This is a genomic window from Streptomyces sp. PKU-EA00015, assembly GCF_013387495.1.
Classification (GTDB): domain Bacteria; phylum Actinomycetota; class Actinomycetes; order Streptomycetales; family Streptomycetaceae; genus Streptomyces.
Genome location: NZ_JABZEE010000015.1, coordinates 124,681 through 141,021 on the forward strand (window position 1 = coordinate 124,681; position 16,341 = coordinate 141,021).

Below are 16,341 nucleotides of genomic sequence, written 5' to 3' on the forward strand. Positions count from 1 at the left end.
CGGTGGGCTCAGCTACACACCGCGGTGGCGACGCGCATCAGATCGATGGCCCGCCTCTTCCGAAACCGCTGGGAGATCCGCACATCGGCGAACGTAGCCACGGGCCGAAACCCGGTCAAGAAGCGTCGGTTCGTTCGGCCCCCGCTGCAATGACACTGTCGTAGGCGGGCCATGTCCGCGTTACAACGCGGTCCGGTCCAGGGGACAACAACAGCGCGGAAGGCGGACCCCGACGCCGGCCAGACCTGGGCCGAGCTGATCAGCGCCCTCAGCGCCGCCGGTGGTCCCACCTGTGACTACCGGCAGATCGACCGGTCGACGGCGCCGACGGCGGGTGGGGGATCAGGGGATCACCTGTTCCGTCCAGATGATCTTTCCCGTCTTGGTGTAGCGCGTGCCCCAACGGCGGGCGAGCTGGGCGACGATCAACAGGCCCCGCCCTCCCTCGTCCGTCGTCCGGGCGTGGCGCAGGCGAGGCGAAGTGCTGCTCGCGTCGGACACTTCGCAGATCAGGGCACGGTCCCGGATCAGCCGCAGAACGATCGGGCCGGTCGCATGACGGATGGCGTTGGTGACCAGCTCGCTGACGATCAGCTCCGTGGTGAACGTCAGATCGTCCAGGTCCCATTCCGACAGTTGCCGGCCGGCGACGCTGCGGGCGTTTGCGACGGCGGCGGGGTCCGAGGGCAGGTCCCAGGACGCGACCCGGTCCGAGCCCAGCAGGCGGGTCCGGGCAAGGAGCAGGGCGGCATCGTCGCGCGGCGGAACGGCCAGCAGCTCATCGACCACGTGGTTGCCTGTCTCCTGCAGAGACGGGCCGGGCACCGCGAGTGTGCCGCTCAGCTTGGACAGCCCGACGTCGATGTCCCGGTCCGGAGCCCGGATGAGGCCGTCGGTGTACAGCCCGATCAGGCTGCCCTCGGCCAGTTCCAGTTCCCCCGACTCGAAGGGCAGGGAGCCGAGGCCGAGCGGCGGTCCGGCGGGCAGGTCCAGGAAGTCGACGGCGCCGTCGGGTCCGACGATCACAGGCGGGAGGTGACCGGCCCGGGCCAGTGTGCACACTCCGGTGACCGGGTCGTACACGGCGTACAGGCAGGTGGCCCCCAACATCGCGGTGCCCACGCTCTCGTTCTCGGCCGATGTCGGCTCACCGCCGCCGCGCGACTCGATGAGGCCGATGACCAGGTCGTCCAGGTGGGCCAGCAGTTCGTCGGGGGGAAGGTCCAGATTGGCCAGCGTGCGCACCGCCGTGCGGAGCCGCCCCATGGTCGCCGCGGAGTGGATGCCGTGCCCGACCACGTCCCCGACGACCAACGCGACCCGGGCCCCGGAGAGGGGAATCACGTCGAACCAGTCACCGCCCACGCCGTTCGGCGCATCCGCCGGGCAGTACCACGATGCCACCTCCAGCGCGGATCCTCCGGTCAGCTCCTGCGGCAGCAGGTATTGCTGCATCGACTGGGCCGCGGTCCGCTCGCGGGTGAAGCGGCGTGCGTTGTCGATGGACACGGCGGCACGGGAGACGAGTTCCTCGGCGAGACGTACGTCGTCCTCCTCGAAGGGCCACGAACGCCCGGACCGGACGAACGTCGCCGCGCCCAGGGTGACGCCGCGGGCCCGCACCGGCACCACCATGATTGAGCGGAGGTCGAACCGACGGATGGCGGGGCCCAGCGACGGGTCCATGGCCACCCACGCCTCGGGGGAGTGTTCCAGGTCCTCCACCAGGGTCCTGCTCTCCAGCAGGCAGCGGGCGACGGGCGAGGACGGCGCGCGCTGGACCACTTCCCCCACGGCCAGTCGCGCCTCCGGGCTCCCCTCGCGGACCGACCTCTGCCCCGCGCGGCGGATGACGGGTCCGAGGTCGACCGGCCCGGGAGCGGGCTCCTCGCCCCTGATGACCGAGTCCAGCAGGTCGACGGCGACGAAGTCGGCGACGGAGGGCACGGCGTTGTCGGCCAGTTCCTGCGCGGTCAGCTGCACATCCAGCGCGCTGCCGATACGGGCACTGGCGTCGTTCAGGAGGGCGAGGCGCTCCTGTGCCCGTCGGCGCTCGGTGACGTCGATGATCATGTACCAGACGCCCACCTGTCGGCCGCGGCGGTCCTTCATGCCGAAGAACGAGGCCGAGTACGCCCGCTCCAGGTAGGGCTCGCCATGGCCGAAGCCGCTGAACTCGTGGTCCATCACCGGAGCCCCGGTCCGCAGGACGGTCCGCATTCTCTCCTCGAACGCCTCTGCCGTGGGCCTCGGCAGTACCTCCTTCACCTGGCGCCCCAGTCGTCGTTCCGTTGGCATCAGCCGCCCCAGCACCTTGTTCACCCAGACGTAGCGCAGATCGGTGTCCAGGACGGCCACACCGACCGGCGCGTCGGACAGGAACGGCACGAGCAGCAGCTGGCTGACCCCGCCTCCCGGCATCCGCCAGAAAGCACGCTGCGGTGGCCGGCCGACGAACCTGCCGAAGACCAGCGCGGCGACTGTGGCGACCAGCACGCCCGGAACCATCTCGTAGATGCCCGACTCGAGCGGCCCGAGCAGCGGATTGATCCTGTCCCACAGGAGCACCGTGGCCGCGCCCGACACGATTCCGGCCATGGCCCCCGCCCAGGTCATACGCGGCCAGTACAACGACAGGAGGACGACCGGTCCGAAGGCCGCGCCGAAGCCCGCCCAGGCGTAGGCGACGATGTTCAGTACACCGCCGCCCCCCAGCGCGACCAGGCAGGCGACCGTGATCACCACCACCACGGCGCCGCGACCGACCCACACCAGCGTCCTGTCCGAGGCACGCCGTCTGAGGAACGCCCGGTAGAAGTCCTCCGTGAGGGCGACGGAGGACACCAGGAGCTGGCTGTCCGCGGTCGACATGATCGCGGCCAGTACCGCGACCAGCATCAGCCCGGCGATCCAGGGGTTGAGCAGGGTCTCGCTCAGGACGATGAAGACGGTTTCCGGGTTGGCCAGGGGGGCGCCGGACTGTGCGATTCCCACGAGGCCGACGAGAATGGCGCCGGTGAGCACGACCAGCACCCAGACCGTTCCGATGCGCCGGGCCGCCGGGACAGCCCTGGGGCTGCGGATGCCCATGAAGCGGGCCAGGATGTGCGGCTGGCCGAAATAGCCGAGGCCCCAGGCGAGGAGCGAAACGATCGCCACGGCGCCGAGCGATCCGCCCGCCGTCCACCGGCCGTCGACGAAGTCGGCCTCGGCCCCGATGTCCAGCAGGGTCGGCGTCTTGCTGTCGAGGGAGTCCGCCAGGGATCCGAAGCCCCCGAGCGCCGCGATACCGACCAGGGGGAGTACCAGCAGGGCGAGGAACATCAGAGTGCCCTGCATGACGTGCGTCAGGCTGACGGCGAGGAAGCCGCCGAGACACGCATAGGTCACGATCACCACAGCGGTCAACACGGCCCCGAGTTCGAAGGCGACCCCGAATACCTGCTCGAACAGCAGCCCCCCGGCCACCAGGCCGCTGGCGACGTAGACGGTGAAGAACACGACGGTGACGGCGGCCGAGACCATCCGGAGCATCCGGGTGCGGTCCTCGAAACGCTCCTCCAGGTAGGCCGACAGGCTGACGGCGTTACCGGCCCGCTCGGTGTAGGTACGCAGCCTCGGCGCGACGAGCAGCCAGTTCAGATAGGTGCCGGCGGCCAGACCTACGGCGATCCAGCTTGCGCCGATGCCGGCGGCGTAGACGGCCCCGGGAAGGGCCAGGAACAGCCAGCCCGACATGTCGCTCGCGCCGGCGGACAGCGCCGCGACCGGCGCGCTGAGCCTGCGCCCGCCCAGCGCGAAATCGGCGAAGGTACGGGTCCGGGTGTAGGCCCAGATCCCCACCGCGATCACGGCCACCACGTAGACGATGAACGTGGCCAGAACCGGCGCGCTCAGGTCGGACATGTCTTCCTCGCTCGGGAGGCGGATGAGCACAGGCAACAACGTCGGCTCAGCTGCAGCTCGCCCTGGCACAAATGTACCGACTCCCGGGTCTGGGAACTCCTCACGAAATGATCTTCAAGGTGGTCGGATCACTCCGGGACCGATGATCCAGGGGGCTGGGTGGCTCGGCCGAAGCCGTGGGAAGCCGACGCCGAGCTGTGGGCGGTGGTCGAGCCACTGCTGCCCAAGGCCTGGCGTCGGGGCCCGGCACCCCGGGCGTAAGCGGCATCCGGACCGGCTGCTGTTCCAGGGCATCCCGTCGCGGCAGCCGACGTCGTCGACGCCCGCGCCGACGTCGCCACCGCCTCGCCGCTGAAGGGCACGGTCGACGTCGCCGGCCCCGATGTCTCCCCACTGGGCGGGCTCAGCCTCCTCACTGTCACCACCCGGTCCCCGGCCTGCCCACTCGCCGCCGCCAGAGGCTCGCCCAGCCATGTGATCCGCGCGCCGGTCACCGGCACACCCGGACCAACGATCCGAGGTGATCAGCTGCCGGGCAGGGCCGGGCCGTGGCCCGGCAGGCTCAGGTGAGGTCGGTGAGGATGTCGGAGACGGCACCGGGGCGTCCGGGCCTCAGGAGCTTCTCGAAGAGAGTCATGACCAGTTCGTCGGTCTCGTCCAGGACATGGTGGTCGTCGCGGCTGACGTGGCCGTCGTGGGGGCGGAAGCCGTGCTTGGCGAACGAGGCGATTCGGGTGCCGTCCCGCACTGCGTCGGCACTCTGCCCGCCGGTGTGAAGGAACGCGTAACTCCGGCCGTGGACGAGGGCACGACCGGCTTTCTCCCGACGGCGCCCGCTGTGGGTGCCATCGCTGACGAACGCCTGCTCATCGTGCGGACGCAGTGTGACCGGGGTGGGTGTCCGGGCAGGCAGCGACGGACCGTTGGTCTCGAATGCGCGGCTGGTGACCGCGTTCTGCCGCTTGGCGAACCAGCCGGTGAAGTGCGGCACAGGCTCGATGGCGACGGACGCCCGGACCTGTCCCGAGGGGTCGATCACGTCGGCGCGGGTGCGCGTCTCGTCGACATCGACGCGCCAACCACCGCGGGTGGGCCGACGCCAGAGGGGGATCTCTTCTGCCATGGCCACAGCCTCTCAGACGGCCGGATGGCGGTTTCCCTCGCCCGACCCCAGCCGACGAGCCGACTGCACTGCCGAGGACGTAAGGCAGCCCCGGCAACCAGGTCAGGTTGCCGGGGCTGCCTTGCTGTCGTGCGCACGGTGGATGTGACGAGCGCTTGGCCGACGCCTCACGGCGGGACTCGTGTGGGGTGACAGCCGGCGATTACGCGCCCGGCTGGTCCGCCGGCCGCTGATGTCACGGATGCCGGACCGCGCCAGACCGCGCAGTGAGGGAGAGGCTCACCATTGCCTGTGCCAGTACAGGGCGTTCATCGTTGCTCGCAAGGGTGCGGCGCCGCGCGTCAGGGATCCCCAGGCGCCGCCGTTGTTGGTGTACCGGAGCGGGTACACGCCCGTCCTGTGGGTACGCAGCGCCGAGTGGTCGATGTTCGACCGCTCCGAGTAGCGCACGAGGTGCTGCGCCCAGACGTCGGTGGGGGCGGCGTTCCCGGCACTGACGCTCCAGTCGGCGTTCGAGCCGATGAGGGTCCAGTCCGTTCCCCCCTGTGCTTGGGGGAGTTCGGTTCCGAGCCAGCGCCGGAATGTGCTGTCCGGGTACATCTCCTGGCACTGCCGGTTGATGACGCAGTGGGCGGCCCGCACGCCCTTGTGCGGGGTGCCCAGCGTGACGACGTCTTCCACGAACAGTGTGTCCGGCCAGGTCGGGTCGCCCTGTTCGTATCCGGCCACCGCAGCCCGGGCGATGAGCCCGCCCATGGAATGGCCGACGAGGTCGACGGTCTGTCCCTTGGAGGAGTACATCGTGTGGATCTTCCAGGCGAGTTCACGTCCCAGATCCTTCAGGGACGTGTCAGCGGTGCCCTGCCCGCCGGGGTCGATCCGCACATCGCACCCTGCATCGTCTGTTCCGTAGAACCCGACGCGGTGCAACTCCCCTTTCCACTTCGACTTGTTGAACAGCTTGACGGCTGATTTCCACTTGTCGCCGCACTTGTCGCCGGGCGTATAGCCCTTGATGAAGAAGACCGGACGCAGCGTGCTGTTCTCCCGTGGAGGCGCTGAGGCCCCGATCCCGGACCGGCCGGTCGTGGTGGCATCGGAGGGAGTGACAGCGCCGGCCGCGGTGGTCGCCGTGAGCAGGAGAGCGACGCTCACCGTGGACGTCGCGAGGGACGAACGGAGTCTCATGGGTGAACTCCCAGGTGTTTGTGGACTCTGACAGTCGTCGACTGTTCCGCAGAGGCCACGCTCCCACCAGGCTGTTTCCCTGTCCGGGACACGTCTGGGCTGTCCCGGACAGCCCGGACCGCAGGAGCACCGCTGTCCCTCTTCGGCGCCTTGCGCCTCCAATCCGTGCCTGGGACGCCCCAGCCGGTGCGTTCCGGCCGATTCCGGCAAGCCGGCGGTCGCGAAACGCCCCATGAGGGCGGTGCGTGCCGTCAGAGGGAGGCGTCAGGGACGGATTCCGTCGCAGGCGATGGGCAGGTGTCGTGGCCCGCGGAGTACGGCGTTCTGCCGGTAGGAGGGTGGGTCCTCCAGCAGGCGTGGGTTCTCGAGTCTGCGGGCGAGTTCCGACAGGGCGAGTTGGGCTTCGAGCCGGGCGAGTGGTGCGCCGAAGCAGCTGTGGATGCCGCTGCCCAGGCCGAGGTGCTGGATGTCCTGGCGGTCGGGGTCGAAGCGGTCGGGGTTCTCGAAGCGCTGGGGGTCGCGGTTGCCGGCTGCCAGGACCAGCCAGAGGGAGGCGCCTTTGGGGATGGTGGTGCCGTGGATCTCGATGTCCGCGACGGTCGTGCGCTGCGGCACCAGTTGTACCGGCGGTTCGAAGCGGAGCAGTTCCTCGACGATGGGCACGGCGAGCCGTGGGTCGGTCCGCAGCCGTTGCAGGATGTCGGGGTTGCGCAGCAGAGTCAGCATTCCGTTGGTGATGAGGTTGACCGTGGTCTCGTGTCCCGCGATCAGCAGCAGCGCGGCGGTGCTGAGCAGTTCCATCGTGGTCATCGGGCCGTCCTGGCCTTTGGCCGTGGCCAGCTCGGAGAGCATGTCGTCCTTGGGGTTCTTGCGGCGCTCCTCGATCAGCCCGGCCAGGTACATGCCCAGTTGCATACGGGCGTCGTGCGAGATCTTGCCCCGCTCAGTGGGGTCCGCGTCAGGATCGGGATCCAGGCTGGCGGCGATGGTGTCCGCCCAGGTGTGGAAGCGTGCCTCGTCCTCGCGCGGCACTCCGAGCAGCCGGCAGATCACCGTCACGGGGAAGGGGTAGGAGAACTGGTCGACCAGGTCGATCCGGCCGGTGTCGCCGATGCCGTCGATGAGGCCGGAGACGATGTCGTGGAGTTCTTGGCGCATCCCGTCGACCCGGCGGGGGGAGTGCGGAGGGCCGAAGGGCCGGTTGGTCATGCGACGCAGCCGGTCGTGCTCCGGCGGGTCGAGCCGCAGGAAGCCCGGGGGCAGGGCGCTCTCCTCTTCCTGGGCCGACTCGGCCAGCGGGTCGTGGGTGGTCGAGGCCAGATTGCGGGCGTCGGAACTGATACGAGGGTCGTGCAGGAGGCTGCGGATCTCGTAGTAGGTGCTCACGACGTACGGCCCGTCCGCTTCCTGGTGGACCGGTGTCTTGCGCAGCTCCTCGTAGATCGGGTACGGATTGGCGCGGTTGGCGTAGTCCAGGATCTGGTGCAGCAGGGATGGCGTCATGGCGGGTCCTCGTGGCCGTGCGGGTCAGTGTGCGGGGGTGAACGTCATCCGGCGGTCGGCCGGTGAGTATCCGCTGAGGGTCACAGTGGGGCCGTGGGTGGGGATCGACGGGTCGGGGAAGTCGGCGTCCATCGGCCGCTGTCCGTCCGAGCGCCGGTCGACCGTGGGGAACGGCGGCGGGAACGGTGCAGTGGTCTCGATCTGCTCCTGGTAGAACGGCAGCCACCGGGCATGGTCGAAGGCGACCGCGCCGATGACGCGTCCCTGGTATCCGTAGACGCCGATGAACCGGTGATCGTCGAGCGTGCCCTGGGAGATGACGATCTCGGTTCCGAGCGACGGCACACCGACGGACTTGATGTTCACGCCGAACTGTGAGGACCAGAAGGCCGGCACCCACATGTGGGGGATGCGGTCGGTGCTCTCGCTGAGCATGTTGTGGGCCGCGGTCCTTGCCTGCGAGACGGCGTTGCCCCAGTGCTCCAGCGACAGGAACTGGTAGCCGAACAGGGCGTGCGGGGAGCGGGCGACGTCACCGGCGACGAAGATGTCGTCGGTCACGATTCCACGGACGTCGAAAGCACGGCAGCCGGCGTCGCAGGCGATGCCGCGAGGCCCGGCACCGAGCCCGGACCCGGCGAGCCACTCGGTGTTGCGGGTGGCGCCGAGCGAGACGACCACCACGTCGGTCTCGACGGTGGAGCCGTCGGACAGGTGCGCGGCGCGCACCCGTCCCGAGGCGTCGCCCTCCAACGAGGTCACCATGACCCCGCAGCGCAGGTCGACGCCGTGCTTGCGCTGGAGGTCGCCGGCGACCGCGCCGACCACCCCGCCGAGCGCGCCGACCAGGGGCGCCGCGCCGCGTTCGGCGACGGTGACGGCGACGCCGCGTTCGCGGCAGGCGGAGGCGATCTCCGAGCCGGTGAACCCGGCGCCGATGACGAAGACCCGCTTGGGGCCCTCCGCGAGCCGCCGTGCGAGCGCGGCGCCGTCGTCGCGGGTCCGCAGCACGAAGACCCCGTCGAGTTCCGCCTCGGCCTCGCGCGGCCACGGTCGTGCCCGCACGCCGGTGGCGATCAGCAGCCGGTCGTACGGCACCTCGTCGCCGTCGGCCAGCCGCACCCGCTTGGCGGCCATGTCCAGGCCGGTGGCCGGGACGCCGAGCCGCCAGGTCGCGTCCAGGGCACGGCGCCTGGGCAGGGCGGTGCGGTCCGCGGTGGACATGCCCAGCAGCACCTGCTTGGACAGCGGGGGCCGGTCGTACGGCTCGTACGGCTCGTCGCCGATCATTGTCAGGGAACCGGCGAAGCCCTTGTCGCGGAGGGTCTCCGCGGCGCGCAGGCCCGCCAGCGAGGCGCCGACGACGACGATACGGCCCTCGCGTCTGAGTCTTTCCAGCCATCCGTCAGCGTTCACCGGACACCGCCTCGGCCGGTGCGTCCACCGCGTCGACGAGGATGGCCTGGACGGGGCATGCTGCTGCGGCCTGTGCCAGATTCCCGCGCTGTGCCTCGTCGGTTTCCGGGGTGTACAGCAGCCCCTCCTCGCCGTGCATCGCGAAGACGTCAGGGGCGAGAAACGCGCACTGCGCGTACCCCTGACAGTGGTTCAGGTCGACCACAAGCCTTACCAAGGGAACGGTCCTCTCCGATCGTCCGGCCCCCTGCGACCACCCTCTGCGTCCGGAGGGGATACGGCGACGAGGGCGGACCGTTCGGGTGAGTGCCGTGGCCGGTCAGGCCGGGGCGGCGGGCAGCGGGCCGGCGGGGCGCCGGCCCGACAGGATGTACAGGCCGACGATCAGCGCCCAGGCCGGGAAGACCAGTTCGGACCAGGGCACGTCCGCTCCCACCAGGAGCAGCGTCAGGCCCGCGAGGTAGCCGAGGACGACGAGCGGGCCGGGGAAGACGCCGAGGCGGCGGCCGATGGCCGAGGTCGTGAAGATGAACACGGCCGCCATCCGCATGGCGTACGTGGTCAGCAGGGTGTAGGCGAAGTGGCGGCCGAACGGCGGGTGCTGCTGACTCTCGTCCAGCACGGTCCCAGCCGCCGCGGCACTGGCGAACAGAGTGGCGACGAAGACGAGGCCGCTGCCCAGGAACACGGTGGACACGAACCGGTCCTCTTCGTCACCTGCCTGCTCGCGCAGGGCCCCCATGAACCACAGGAAGGCGATCCCGGAGAACGGGAGCAGCGCCAGCGCTGTCTGCACAGCGCTCCGCTGCCCGGCATCGACGGCGATGTCGTCCCCGTCGGCTCCCCCGGGCAGGGCGATGCGCACCAGGACGATCGCCGTGGCCATCAGCATCGCGAACACGACCCCGGCGATCCCGGCGGCCCGTGGTGTCCCGAGGCGCTCGTGCTTGTGGTCCATGGTCCCTCGCTCTCTGTCCGCACTTCCTTCGTCCAGACAGCAGCGATCCGCGGATTCGTGCCACCGGGGCCGCCCGGAAGGCCGAGCCATGACCCCCGGTCGCCCGTGCGGGCCGTGGCTTCCGGCTTCGGCCATCCATCCCGTTCGTACGGCTGGACGGCGGCATGGAGCAGCAAGCCGGTTGAACAACGCAGGAGCCACAGCCGTATCTCCTGCTGCGCGCCGTGCCAGCCGCCGAACAGCTCCCGGGACGACAGGAACGAAGAATTCTCCATGCCGATCCAGGAGGCACCATGCGTCCGAACCGACGGGCAGCACATACCAGGGCTTCGATACGAATGGTCGCGGTCGTCGTCGCGGTCTGCGCCGCCGTCACCACCCTGCTGATCCTCGTACGGGGCACCGGCGGCGAAGCGTCCGCCGGCTCGCCGGCCGGGATCCCGCGGCACGACGGCGGCCACTCGTCCACCACCCGCTCACAGGCGCAGGCGCACGCAGGTCCCCAGCCCGTGACCGAAGTGGACAAGACCTTCCTCGTCAAGGTCCGCCAAGCGGGTCTGTGGGAGATCCCCGCCGGCCGACTGGCGCAGACCCACGCCGACAGCGAAGCGGTGAAGCGTGCCGGGCTGCACCTGCTCGACGGCCACAGCAAGCTCGACCAGCTCGTGCGCGAGGACGCCGGCATCCTCGGCGTCTCGCTGCCGAACGAGGCCACAGAGGAACAGCAGGGCTTCGTCCGGCGCTTGGAGAACGCCCGCGGAGCCGAGTTCGACCGCCTCTTCGCCAACTTGCTGCGTGCCTCGCACGGCAAGATCTTCGCCACCATCGGGGAGGTGAGGGCCGCCACCCAGAACGACCTCATCCGCCGTCATGCGCGCCAGGCCAACCAGACCGTGCTTGACCACATGGAGGTCCTGGAGGACACGGGGCTCGTCGACAGCGCCACCTTCCAGGAAGTGGAAGCCGCCGTCACGCCCGCATAGGCGGCGACGGGGAAGGGCCGACGGATGCACTGAGGGCCTCCACCCCTGGCATACACCTTTGCACTGTGCAATTCTTACGGGCGAGGAGGGCCCGGCACACGGCCGGCCCTTGCCCGGGAGCCCGGCACTGGCACGGTGACGCAGCTCGACACGGCACCCCGGCCCGTGGTCCGGAGCCCTCCTCGCCAGAACCGCGCCGGCCTGCCGAAGCCACCGCACTCCACGCGGCCTCGAGGCGGGGCGGCGCGGCGGGGTGCTCCGGGCCCATGACCGGTCACCGGCGGTCGGAGCCCCCCCGCCGCCCTCCGGCCGGGTGACGGATCAGCCGGCGCTGAGCCAGAGAGGTGAGCGCCTGGTCTGTCGGCAGCCGACAGGTCCCGGCTTTGGTGTATGCCTGGTTGCCGGCTAGCTCCCGTGGTCCAGCGCTCTGCCGTACTGCGGGGCGAGGAATTGCGAAGGGGCTGTCATGGATCACGGCGGGAATGTGATTGCTGAGCTGGAGGCCGACCATCGCGAGGTGGAGCAGATCTTCCAGCAGATCGAGGCGCAGCCGGTGGGGGACCGGCGGAGGCGGGAGCTGGCGGACGAGCTGACGAGGGAGCTCGTGAGGCACTCGGTCGCCGAGGAGATGCACCTGTACCCGGCGGTACGCGAGTACGTCGAGGACGGTGCGATGCTGGCGGACAAGGAATTGGCCGATCACGCCAAGGTCGAGCGGGTGCTCAAGGACCTCGAGGATCTGAGCGCGGATGATCCGCGGTTCAACGATCTGGTCGCGAAGCTGAGGCTGGAGGTGGCCTCGCACGTACGTGACGAGGAGAGCCGCCTCTTCCCGAAGCTGGCAGCCTCCTGCACACCGCAGAAGTTGGATGAGCTGGGAGAGTTCGTTCGCCGGTCCAAGGAGACAGCGCCCACGCGACCCCATCCCTCCATGCCCACGAAACCGCCGGTCGCCAAACTGCTGGCGCCCGGCGTGGGGATGGTGGACCGGATTCGGGATGCACTGAGCGGACGCCGTGGGGAGGAATGAACAGCCGGTGCGGCGCGCCGACAACCGCACCGGCCGCTGTGCCCGCCGTTGACTGGAGCTCGCCGGAGTCCCGATCAGGGAACTGACCGGCATCGACGTGCGCGAGCTCCATGACGAGTGCGTACACGCCCTGGAGCCGCTGGCTGCGGACAAGGCCGGCGGCGGCGCCCCGGACGGGCCTGCGCTTACGCGTATACCCGCTGGTGCGGGAGCCGCGATGGCGCGGGCGCTTTTCCTCCCGGCACAACTGACCGGCCGTCGGCACCAGCAGGATCTACGACTGGAGTACCAGGCGACCTCCCGCGTAGGGGAGGACTTTGGCGCGAGGCAGATGCACCAGGACCTCCTCCATCGCCGGAATGCCTTCCTCCCGCGGCACCTTCGCCCGGATGAGCCGGCCGGCCACCTCCATCTCGAGCACGCGCTGCGGCCCGTGGTCCCGGACGCCCCGAAGCCTGGCGGGAAACGTGTTGGGCCCCGGTTCCGTGACGACTTTGACGTACTCGGGCCGGATTCCCACCTGGCCCTCGGTGGTGCTCTCCGGAATGTCCCACGCCATGGCCAGGGCCCGGCCCCCAAGGGTGACGTTGCCGTGTGCCCGGTCCACGGTCAAGAAGTTCATTGCCGGTGATCCGATGAAGTAGCCGACGTACGTTGACGAAGGGGCCTCGAAAAGCTGCTCCGGAGTGCCCTGCTGCATGGCTCGGCCGTCCTTCATGACCAGCACTTCCTGCGCAATGCTCATTGCTTCGTACTGGTCGTGGGTGACGTAGATGACCGTGGGCCGGAACTGCTCCGTGATCTCGCGGATCTTGCGCCGCAGCGAGTGCTTCAACTGTGGATCGATGACGGTCAGCGGTTCGTCCATCAGCACGGCGGCCACGTCATCGCGGACAAGACCACGGCCGAGCGAGATGAGCTGCTTGTCGTCGGCGGTGAGCCGCCGGGCGGGCTGCCTCAGCCGGTCGTCGAGGTCCAGTGCCTCGGCGACCTGATGGACCTTGGCATCGATCCTCGCCTTGTCCCACCGGCGGCACTGCAGGGGGAAGGCGAGGTTCTCGTACACCGTCATCGACTGGTAGATGACGGGAAACTGGAAGACCTGGGCGATGTTGCGCGCCTTGGTCGGCAGAGCAGTGACGTCCGCGCCGTCGAAGAGGATTTGGCCCTGTGTCGGCCTGACCAGCCCGGACAGGATGTTCAGCAGCGTGGTCTTGCCGCAGCCCGACGGCCCGACCAGTGCGTAGGTCTTGCCGGCCTCGAAGGTCAGCGCGAGTGGCTTGAGAGCCCACTGCTCCTCTTCGACCCCGTGCGCGTAGCTGTGCCCGACGTCGACGATGTCCAACTGCGTCATATCAACGCCCTTCCACTGAAGCGAGATCGTAGGAAGGCGTCCGCACGAGCGCCCCTTCCTCGTCGAAGGCGAACAAACGCTCGGGACGGAGTCGCAGTTTCACCAGGTCACCGAGAGCGACGTCATGGATGCCCTCGATCTGTATGACGAACGGGGTCTCGCCGACGGCCGCATGGACGAACGTCTCCGACCCGGAGATCTCGACGAAGGTGACCTCGCCCTCGACGCCGGCGGACGCCAGGCCGACGTCCGTCGCGCGCAGGCCGAACTGGTAGGCGCCGTCGGGCAGATCGGCGAGATGCGCGGACACGTGCGTGGCCTGGAAGCCGGCAACCGTGACCTGACCGCTCCCGATGCGGCCTGTGAAGATGTTCATGGGCGGGTCGTTGATGATGGACGCCACCGTGGTCGTCGCCGGGCGCTCGAAGACCTCCTGCGGAGGACCGATCTGGAGGATCCGCCCCTCGTGCATGACCAGCACCACGTCTCCGAGCATCATCGCCTCGGCGGGCTCGGTCGTCGTGTAGATCACTATGGTGTCGCCCTGGTCGGAGAAGAGGGTCTTGAACTCGTCTCGCAACTGTTCACGCAACTTGTAGTCCAGATTGGCCAGCGGCTCGTCGAGCAGGAGGATGCCCGTGGATCGGGCGAGGGCCCGAGCCAGCGCCACTCGCTGCTGCTGGCCGCCGGAGAGCTGAGACGGCTTGCGCCGCTCGAAGTCGGCAAGGCCGACACGTGCCAGGCTCTCCCTCACACGCCGCCGGATCTCGTCTCGTGACAGTCCCGCCCGCTTGAGCGGGAAGGCGACGTTGTCGAACACATTGAGATGCGGGTAGTTGATGAACTGCTGGTACACCATGGCGGTGTCGCGCCGCCAGACCGGCGTCTTCAGGAAGTCGGCTCCCTCCCTGGTCAGGGAGCCGGAGTCGACCGCCTGCAGACCGGCCAGTGCCCGCAGCAGCGTGGTCTTTCCCGCCATCGTCCGGCCGATGACGGTGTGGAGCCGTCCCGGCTCGAAGACCGCGGTCACCTCCTTGAGATGATCGACGCCGTCGACGGTCAGGCACAGATCGGTGGCGCTCAGATCAGTGGCACTCAGCTTCATCGGACCGCTCCCGAGAGGTTGCCTTTTGACAGATAGCGCTCGACCCGGAGCGCGAGAAGAACCAGCGGCGTCACACCGAAGAGGGCGGCTGCGGACAGGGTCCACCAGGGCGGGATGGACGAATTGAGGGCGACGACAGCCTGGGGCAGGGTCTGGACCTCGGTGAAGGTCAGCCTGAAGGCGAAGAAGAAGTCGTTCCAGCCGAACACGACGCAGAACATCGCGGCCACGGTCAGCCCGGGCAGGGAATTCGGCAGGATCGCACGCACGAAGGTCTGGAACGGGCCGCAGCCGTCGAGCATGGCCATCTCGTCGATCTCACGCGGAATGCCGTTGAAGAAGTCGACCATCACCCAGACCGCGATCGGCAGCAGCAGGGCGACCGTCACGATGACCAGTCCGAGGATGGTGTCCAGCAGGCCCGTCCACTGGAGCAGGTAGAAGAACGGGATCACCAGGACGACGGGCGGCATGATCCGCTGCGACACGAAGAAGAAGACGATGTCGCTGTTCTTGACGAAGCCGAACTTGAAGCGGTATCGGGACAACGCGTAGGCGGCCAGGGACCCGAGGACGAGGCTGATGGCCGAGGCCGCGACGGTGACGATGGCGCTGTTGACGAAGGGCTGCATCACATCGACACCCCCGGCTCCGCCGAAGATGTTGCGCCACCCGGTGACGGTGGGTTCGTACTGCAGCCATGGCAGGTAAGTGGCGCCCCTCTGTACGCCGTTGACGTCCTTGAAACTGGTCGTCATGGCCCAGAAGAACGGTCCCGCGACGAAGCACGCCCAGAGGGCGATCACCGTGTACTTGAATACGGGATAAAGGCGCGACCTCATGAGTCCCCCTTCAGCTTGAAGGCCCTGGCGAGCAGGGCGGCGACGACCGTGAGCGTGACGATCATCAGGACCAGATAGGTCAGGGACATCGCCCCGCTGTACCCCGTCTGCTGATCCCTGAGCCCCTGGATGTAGAGGTAGTAGCCCGGCGTCTCCGTGGCGGAGCCGGGCCCCCCGGAGGTCAGCACGTAGACGCTGTCGGAGAGCTTGGACGCCTCGATCAGCCGGATGATGATCGCCGCGACCGACACCGGCGCCATGAGCGGGAAGGTCACCTTCCGGAAGGTGCGCCAAGCGTCCGCCCCGTCGATGGCCGCGGCCATGAACGGTTCCTTGGGCAGGCTCAACAGGCCGGCCAGCAGCAGCAGGAACATGAACGGGGTCCACTGCCAGACCTCGACGGTCATCAGCGCGACCAGCGCCGGACCGGACTCGGTGAGCCAGGCAACCTTGGGCAGGCCGAGCATCCCGAGCAGATCGTTCACCGGCCCCAGCGACTCGTGGAAGATCATTTGCCAGATGGCGGCCATGATCACGGGAGTGGTCATCATGGGGACGAGGAACAGCACCCGCCACAGACGACGGCCGCGTGTCTCACGCCAGACGAGCAGGGCCATCCCGAATCCGATCACATACTGGATCAGGACGGTGCCGCCCGCCAGCAGGACCAGACGCATGATCGAGGACCAGAATCGGCTGTCGTGCAGCATCGTGGCGTAGTTGGCCGCACCGATGAAGTCCAACTGAGGGTTGCTGACGTTCCAGCCGGAAAAGCTGACACGAATGGTGAACAGAAGCGGAAAGATGATGATGAGTGCGAGCGTGAGCAGTCCTGGGAGGAGGAACATGCTCTTGTGCCGGCGCAGAGCTTCCATGGTTGTCCTTGTGGAAGTGGGCGGGCGCCCCCGGGTGGCCGACCGGCTCGGCCGGCCA

The 16,341-nt window shown here is 68.9% G+C and carries 13 protein-coding genes and 1 pseudogene; 3 read left to right on the forward strand and 11 right to left on the reverse strand.

Annotation, left to right across the window (positions count from 1 at the left end):
• Positions 1 to 342: 342 nt before the first annotated feature.
• Complete coding sequence (gene putP / locus HW130_RS13825; protein ID WP_177149834.1) at positions 343 to 3,906, reverse strand: sodium/proline symporter PutP; 3,564 nt, start codon at positions 3,904 to 3,906, stop codon at positions 343 to 345.
• A 159-nt stretch (positions 3,907 to 4,065) separates the two neighbouring features.
• Between putP and HW130_RS35895 the strand changes: the two are divergent.
• A pseudogene (locus HW130_RS35895) lies at positions 4,066 to 4,201 on the forward strand (IS5/IS1182 family transposase); the annotation flags it as partial.
• Between the two features lie 267 nt (positions 4,202 to 4,468).
• Here the strand turns inward: HW130_RS35895 and HW130_RS13830 are convergent.
• The 6 genes from HW130_RS13830 to HW130_RS13855 all read right to left on the reverse strand — a co-directional run bounded on the left by HW130_RS13830 (position 4,469) and on the right by HW130_RS13855 (position 10,094).
• The gene (locus HW130_RS13830; protein WP_177149835.1) at positions 4,469 to 5,029 is read right to left on the reverse strand and encodes a hypothetical protein; all 561 of its coding nucleotides are present in this window, start codon (positions 5,027 to 5,029) and stop codon (positions 4,469 to 4,471) included.
• Between the two features lie 279 nt (positions 5,030 to 5,308).
• Entirely contained in the window at positions 5,309 to 6,217 is a 909-nt protein-coding gene (locus HW130_RS13835; protein WP_177149836.1) for a triacylglycerol lipase, read from the reverse strand.
• A 264-nt stretch (positions 6,218 to 6,481) separates the two neighbouring features.
• Positions 6,482 to 7,720, reverse strand: a complete 1,239-nt coding sequence (locus tag HW130_RS13840; RefSeq protein WP_177149837.1) for a cytochrome P450 — start codon at positions 7,718 to 7,720, stop codon at positions 6,482 to 6,484.
• Positions 7,721 to 7,744: 24 nt separating this feature from the next.
• Positions 7,745 to 9,136 carry an FAD-dependent oxidoreductase gene (locus HW130_RS13845; RefSeq protein WP_177149838.1) on the reverse strand — a complete coding sequence of 464 codons (1,392 nt, stop codon included), beginning with the start codon at positions 9,134 to 9,136 and terminating at the stop codon, positions 7,745 to 7,747.
• Positions 9,126 to 9,353 carry a ferredoxin gene (locus HW130_RS13850; RefSeq protein WP_177149839.1) on the reverse strand — a complete coding sequence of 76 codons (228 nt, stop codon included), beginning with the start codon at positions 9,351 to 9,353 and terminating at the stop codon, positions 9,126 to 9,128. Before HW130_RS13850 ends, HW130_RS13845 begins: the two co-directional genes overlap by 11 nt.
• A 102-nt stretch (positions 9,354 to 9,455) precedes the next feature.
• A complete protein-coding gene (locus HW130_RS13855; protein ID WP_177149840.1) occupies positions 9,456 to 10,094 on the reverse strand; it encodes a hypothetical protein in 639 nt (212 codons plus the stop codon).
• A gap of 293 nt (positions 10,095 to 10,387) precedes the next feature.
• Between HW130_RS13855 and HW130_RS13860 the strand changes: the two genes are divergently transcribed.
• Positions 10,388 to 11,077, forward strand: coding sequence for a DUF4142 domain-containing protein (locus HW130_RS13860; RefSeq protein ID WP_218183502.1), 690 nt, complete (start codon positions 10,388 to 10,390; stop codon positions 11,075 to 11,077).
• A gap of 466 nt (positions 11,078 to 11,543) precedes the next feature.
• On the forward strand, positions 11,544 to 12,107 hold the full coding sequence (locus HW130_RS13865; protein ID WP_177149841.1) for a hemerythrin domain-containing protein: 564 nt from the start codon (positions 11,544 to 11,546) through the stop codon (positions 12,105 to 12,107).
• A gap of 274 nt (positions 12,108 to 12,381) precedes the next feature.
• Here HW130_RS13865 and HW130_RS13870 read toward each other — a convergent pair whose 3' ends face one another.
• From HW130_RS13870 to HW130_RS13885, 4 genes are read right to left on the reverse strand one after another with little or no spacing between them, the layout of a single operon-like run.
• Positions 12,382 to 13,461 carry an ABC transporter ATP-binding protein gene (locus tag HW130_RS13870; protein WP_177149842.1) on the reverse strand — a complete coding sequence of 360 codons (1,080 nt, stop codon included), beginning with the start codon at positions 13,459 to 13,461 and terminating at the stop codon, positions 12,382 to 12,384.
• A 1-nt stretch (position 13,462) separates the two neighbouring features.
• Positions 13,463 to 14,566 carry an ABC transporter ATP-binding protein gene (locus HW130_RS13875; RefSeq protein ID WP_177149843.1) on the reverse strand — a complete coding sequence of 368 codons (1,104 nt, stop codon included), beginning with the start codon at positions 14,564 to 14,566 and terminating at the stop codon, positions 13,463 to 13,465.
• Positions 14,563 to 15,408 (reverse strand): carbohydrate ABC transporter permease, encoded by an 846-nt coding sequence (locus HW130_RS13880; protein WP_177149844.1) that lies wholly within the window; start codon positions 15,406 to 15,408, stop codon positions 14,563 to 14,565. Before HW130_RS13880 ends, HW130_RS13875 begins: the two co-directional genes overlap by 4 nt.
• Complete coding sequence (locus tag HW130_RS13885) at positions 15,405 to 16,283, reverse strand: carbohydrate ABC transporter permease (protein WP_177149845.1); 879 nt, start codon at positions 16,281 to 16,283, stop codon at positions 15,405 to 15,407. Before HW130_RS13885 ends, HW130_RS13880 begins: the two co-directional genes overlap by 4 nt.
• Positions 16,284 to 16,341: the final 58 nt, after the last annotated feature.